Source organism: Streptococcus dentapri (assembly GCF_042649885.1).
GTDB lineage: Bacteria > Bacillota > Bacilli > Lactobacillales > Streptococcaceae > Streptococcus > Streptococcus dentapri.
In genome coordinates, this window is record NZ_JBHSAC010000044.1 from 1 (window position 1) to 5,248 (window position 5,248).

The 5,248-nt window shown below is 41.4% G+C and carries 4 protein-coding genes and 3 pseudogenes; 6 read left to right on the plus strand and 1 reads right to left on the minus strand.

Going from position 1 to position 5,248, the window contains the following annotated elements:
• Positions 1-148: 148 nt before the first annotated feature.
• The 6 genes and pseudogenes from ACFOSE_RS04845 (at position 149) to ACFOSE_RS04870 (ending at position 4,115) form a co-directional block, all read left to right on the plus strand.
• Entirely contained in the window at positions 149-352 is a 204-nt protein-coding gene (locus tag ACFOSE_RS04845) for a hypothetical protein (protein ID WP_380431224.1), read from the plus strand.
• Positions 353-398: 46 nt separating this feature from the next.
• A pseudogene (locus ACFOSE_RS04850) lies at positions 399-1,091 on the plus strand (aspartate/glutamate racemase family protein).
• Positions 1,092-1,163: 72 nt separating this feature from the next.
• Positions 1,164-1,310, plus strand: a pseudogene (locus ACFOSE_RS04855) (CPBP family intramembrane glutamic endopeptidase); the annotation flags it as partial.
• Positions 1,311-1,390: 80 nt separating this feature from the next.
• Positions 1,391-1,788 (plus strand): annotated as a pseudogene (locus tag ACFOSE_RS04860) (SRPBCC family protein).
• A gap of 317 nt (positions 1,789-2,105) precedes the next feature.
• Complete coding sequence (purB, locus tag ACFOSE_RS04865) at positions 2,106-3,404, plus strand: adenylosuccinate lyase (protein WP_380431226.1); 1,299 nt, start codon at positions 2,106-2,108, stop codon at positions 3,402-3,404.
• Positions 3,405-3,455: 51 nt separating this feature from the next.
• Positions 3,456-4,115 (plus strand): DNA alkylation repair protein, encoded by a 660-nt coding sequence (locus tag ACFOSE_RS04870; protein ID WP_380431228.1) that lies wholly within the window; start codon positions 3,456-3,458, stop codon positions 4,113-4,115.
• 219 nt (positions 4,116-4,334) lie between these two features.
• On the opposite strand, the gene ACFOSE_RS04875 is transcribed toward ACFOSE_RS04870, so the two are convergent.
• Positions 4,335-4,643: a hypothetical protein gene (locus ACFOSE_RS04875; protein ID WP_380431230.1), complete on the minus strand. Its 309-nt coding sequence runs from the start codon at positions 4,641-4,643 to the stop codon at positions 4,335-4,337.
• Between the last annotated feature and the right edge of the window lie 605 nt (positions 4,644-5,248).

Genomic DNA, 5,248 nt, shown 5'->3' on the forward strand with positions numbered 1-5,248 from the left:
AATTGAGAATCGAACAAATCATACTGGCTTATAATTTGAGATATTTTGAAATTAACTAGCACCACGAGTTAAACATGGAAGATTAGCATTTTGTACGAGAAAACGTGAAGCGGAGAATTATCTCCACCCGGACATCTTTGAAGGACATGTGAGTATTTCAGATTTTAATGATGTAAAAAAAGAAGTAAAGCTATATAATCAAACTAAAGAGAACAAAGTGCTGGAACAGAATTGGCCAAAAATGACTATTGATCAATTACATGAACAAGAAAAATATTTAGATGAAAATGGTAATGAACACTTTGAACTAACTGAAATTGTTAAAGCTTTTCTTGAATTAGTCGAAAGTTAATTAATACTTGACTTTTAGATAATAATAGAGGATACAAAGAACAAACATGAAAACAATCGGTCTTATCGGCGGTATGAGCTGGGAGAGTACAACCACTTATTATCAGCTCATCAACGAAACAATCAAAAAAGGAGCTTGGCGGCCTTGCATTCGGCTAAGATTCTGCTTTACAGTGTTGATTTTGTGGAGATTGAGCGCTATCAGGCCAGCGGCGACTGGGCTAAGAGTGCGGAAGTGCTGAGCCAAATTGCCCAGAAGCTGGAGCAGGCTGGTGCTGACTTCATTGTTATTTGCACCAATACCATGCACAAGGTGGCTCCGCAGATTCAAGAAAAAATCACCGTTCCTATTCTGCACATTGCGCAGGCAACTGCTGAGGCTCTTCTTGAAAATGGCATTCAAAAAGTCGGTCTCTTGGGCACCAAGTACACCATGACCCAAAATTTTTACAAGGACAAACTGCTTGAAGCAGGGCTTGAGGAGCTGATTCCAGACCAAGCTGGCATTGCCGAGGTCAACCGAATCATCTATGATGAGCTCTGTCTGGGAGTCATCAAAGACAGCTCAAAGCAAACCCACCGCCATCATTGATGATTTGAAAAAGGCTGGTGCTCAAGCCGTTATCCTAGGATGTACAGAGATTGGTCTCTTGGTTAAACAAGCAGATACAGATCTTCCCCTCTATGACACAACAGCTATCCACGCAGAGAAAGCAGCGCAATTAGCGGTGAATGAATAGATTAGAAAGAGACAGATGACTATTTTGACAGAAGATGCTGCAGTGGTAGGTTAGGTATTAGGAGGTTAACATATAGAACTCTTCTTCTCAAGAGTCGTCAGCAGCCTTTTAGAAATAGTATTGTTTGCTGCACTTCCCTTTATCTATTGGCTTAGCAAAGACAGAAAAAACGCTCATTTTCTAAGTTGGCTGGGATTTAAGAAAGTTAGTAAACGTGATCTTATAATATCTTTTCAGGCCTATGTGCTGCGTTTATGCTAATTTAATATCAAATTAGTCGTTAAAATAGGAGTGAACTTATGGTAAAATCTAATAGGAAAGCAAGTTTTTCCTATCCCATTGATAAGGTATGGGAACTTGTCACTGACTTATCCAATCAAACTTGGAGAAGTGATCTTGGTCATTTTGAAAAGATAGACGAGAACCATTTTATTGAATACACTCAAACTGGTATTCAGACAAATTTTAAGGTGACCAAAGTCGATTTGTACAAGCTCTGGGAACTTGAGTTTGAAAACAAAAATCTCCAAGGCACTTGGCTAGGACAGTTTGATTATCATGACGGTCAGACAGTTTTGGATTTTACAGAAGAAGCTACAGTCAAAATACTTTTATGAAGCCTTTGGTCTGGTTTTATCTACGGAAACAGCAAAAGAAGTATTTTGCTGATTTAAAAAAAGTGTTGAAAGTTAAATAGTCAAAAACAAAACTGCCTGTTGGGGCAAAAAAGAGAAGAGGCCAAGTTCAAGTAGAAAACTCGGGCTAAACCTGACTCTTAAAAAATAAAACAAAGCATAGAAAGGAAGAAGGGAGCCCGTATTCCTCTAACTGAATACGGGTACTCTTAATTCCCTATCAAAAAATTGTAAAACAGAAAGGAAAACAGGGTTACAAGGTGCTGTAACTGAACCCGGGCGGAAAGCTCGGAATTTAGATAAACCGCCTAGGACGCAAGCGTCCGTCGTTGGTTTCCTAAAATTCAGTCGCTTTCTTGTCGCCCTTGGTATCTTAAACATGATCAACCGTTATTCCCGCTCTGAGATGGCGGACATTTGGAGTGAAGAAAATAAATACAAGGCTTGGCTGGAGGTGGAAATCTTGGCTGATGAGGCCTGGGCTGAGCTGGGGGAGATTCCCAAGGAGGATGTGGCGCTGATTCGGGAGAAGGCGACTTTTGATGTTGACCGAATTCTGGAGATTGAGCAGGAGACCCGCCATGATGTGGTGGCCTTTACGCGTGCGGTGTCTGAGAGTCTTGGCGAGGAGCGCAAGTGGGTCCACTTTGGGCTGACGTCCACGGACGTGGTAGACACAGCTTATGGCTACCTCTACAAGCAGGCCAATGACATTATTCGGAAGGATTTGGATAATTTCCTTAATATTATCGCTGATAAGGCTAAGGAGCACAAGTTTACCATCATGATGGGGCGGACCCACGGTGTCCACGCGGAGCCAACGACTTTTGGTTTGAAACTCGCGACCTGGTACAGCGAAATGAAGCGTAATATTGAGCGTTTTGAGCATGCGGCAGCTGGCGTGGAAGCAGGGAAGATCTCTGGGGCTGTTGGGAATTTTGCCAATATCCCGCCATTTGTGGAAACATACGTCTGCGATAAATTAGGTATCCGTCCGCAGGAAATTTCAACCCAAGTCTTGCCACGTGATTTGCACGCGGAATACTTTGCGGTACTAGCCAGCATCGCGACTTCTATCGAACGTATGGCGACAGAAATTCGCGGTCTGCAAAAGTCTGAACAGCGTGAGGTGGAAGAGTTCTTTGCCAAGGGGCAAAAGGGCAGCTCGGCCATGCCTCATAAGCGCAATCCCATCGGCTCTGAGAACATGACGGGTCTTGCCCGTGTCATCCGCGGGCACATGGTGACTGCTTATGAGAATGTTGCCCTCTGGCATGAACGTGACATTTCGCATTCGTCTGCGGAGCGTATCATCACGCCTGATACGACTATTCTGATCGACTACATGCTCAACCGTTTTGGTAATATTGTCAAAAATCTGACCGTCTTCCCAGAAAACATGAAGCGCAACATGGGCTCTACCTTTGGTCTAATTTTTAGCCAGCGTGCCATGCTGACCTTGATTGAAAAAGGCATGACTCGTGAGCAGGCTTACGATCTTGTACAACCCAAAACAGCTCAGTCTTGGGACAATCAGGTAGACTTCAAACCGCTGCTTGAAGCGGATCCAGAAGTAACTTCCCGCCTGAGCCAAGAAGAAATTGACGAAATTTTTAATCCAGCCTATTACACCAAGCGTGTGGATGAGATTTTCGAGCGGATTGGACTTGGTGACTAGTTACAAATATCAAAAGCAGCCTGAGTGCTGCTTTTGTGTTATAATTGAGCTATGAAAGCAGAGATATTGATTCAAACCTTTTACGACCATGCGAATAGTCAACAGGCAGAGTCTATGGCGGCCTATATGCGCAACCAGTTTCCTTTTCTTGGAGTGCCAACTCCGCTTCGTCGCAAACTGGAAAAAGATTTTTTCAAGGAAGCAAAGCAAAAAGCCTCCATTGACTGGAACTTTGTTGACAGATTATGGGATTTACCTGAGCGGGAATTTCAGTATGTGGTTTGTGATTACTTGCGTGCCATGCAAAACTTTTTGACGGAGACAGATATTCCTCATCTGAAACAATTAGCAGTTACCAAGTCATGGTGGGATACGATTGACAGCCTGGATAGGACCATTGGCAATATCAACTTTCCAAGCAGTCTGGTTGATGAGACCATGCTAGAGTGGTCAAGGGCTGATAATTTTTGGCTGCGGCGCCTAGCTATTGACCACCAGCTTTTGCGTAAAGATAAAATGAAACCGGACTTACTAGAGAAGATTCTCATTAATAATCTCAATCAGACAGAGTTTTTTATCAACAAAGCAATTGGCTGGGCTTTGCGTGATTACTCTAAAATCAACCCAGACTGGGTTCGGGATTTTATTGATACCTACAAAAACCAAATGGTAAATTTGTCTATCAGAGAAGCCAGTAAATATTTGCACTAACTTAAGAATTTAAGTTAATCAGAATAGACTAACATCATCCCGGCAATCGGACAGCAAATTCTCTTTTTCGCAAATCTCCTGCCCTCCGCCTTTAAGAAGCCCTGATATATATAGCTATTAATGGTCAAAAATCGATTCGCTTAATTAAAATCAAAACCTTCAACATCTATTAGTCCAATCTTGATAGTCATAATGGCTAAGATGTTCAGCCCTTCTACGTTAAGGTGAAGTATCTGCTCTAGCTCGCTTAACCCTTGATTGGCAACTATTCCGTAGCGCCCGGAACCAGCATTTAAGCTGTTCATAAAGATGGTAGCAGTTTTGGCTATCTGATAAGTCAGTGGGAATAACGAGGAGGTAGAGCACAGGATAATCTGCTACATTATTCGTTTGAGTTTTTCCATAGGCTTCTTTTCTTCGCGTAATCAAAATCAGGTGGTTGTCGCGTTTTTCAAAGGCCTTGACAGCCTCATATCCGATATCAAAGCTAGCACCTATAATATAGGTATAACTTTTCTCAAATGGCATATTCTTTTTCTCTTTTTGAGATATAATAAGAATGCTACCTAGAGTAGACTTTAGGTTAACCCTTGGAGATAAAAAATAATCTATTTAGCTGGAGAATTCGCAAAGCACATGGGATTACTGATTCATACCCTGTGTTATTATGAAAACTCAGGATTGCTCCATTCTAAGCGAAGATTTCCTGATGTTCGCTCCTATGCAGACTTAAGAGTAAGAGAAGAGGAGAAGTTACCTATTTGAAGCGTGTTGCTTTATTGAATAAGGATATTGAAGAGCTTTGCAAAATTGCAAGAATTAACTGAAAAATCCAATCTATAAAGATTGGCTAAAAAAGAGTGATATATCTAATATGATGCAGTGTCAATCCTAACAGATGATTAGGTGGCTTTGTAAGCTGCATAGACAGAGAAGACTTACTTGATGTCCCTTAACTATTGCAGTGTGCATTTTTAATTATCAGTCTGAGACTTTTTATATACTCAAAAAACTCCATAACACTTCTAGTGGACTTACCCACTAAAAATATTAGAGTTTTTCTTTCAAACCCCTAAAAAAGTTTGAAAAAGATATTGACAAGGCTTTCTGAGTTTGATAGAATAAATAAGCTG

Excerpts from the sequence above, each read along its gene's own strand:
- ACFOSE_RS04875 (WP_380431230.1), bottom strand. The coding sequence starts at position 4,643 with ATGCCATTTGAGAAAAGTTATACCTATATTATAGGTGCTAGCTTTGAT.
- ACFOSE_RS04870 (WP_380431228.1), top strand. The coding sequence starts at position 3,456 with ATGAAAGCAGAGATATTGATTCAAACCTTTTACGACCATGCGAATAGT.
- purB (WP_380431226.1), top strand. The coding sequence starts at position 2,106 with ATGATCAACCGTTATTCCCGCTCTGAGATGGCGGACATTTGGAGTGAA.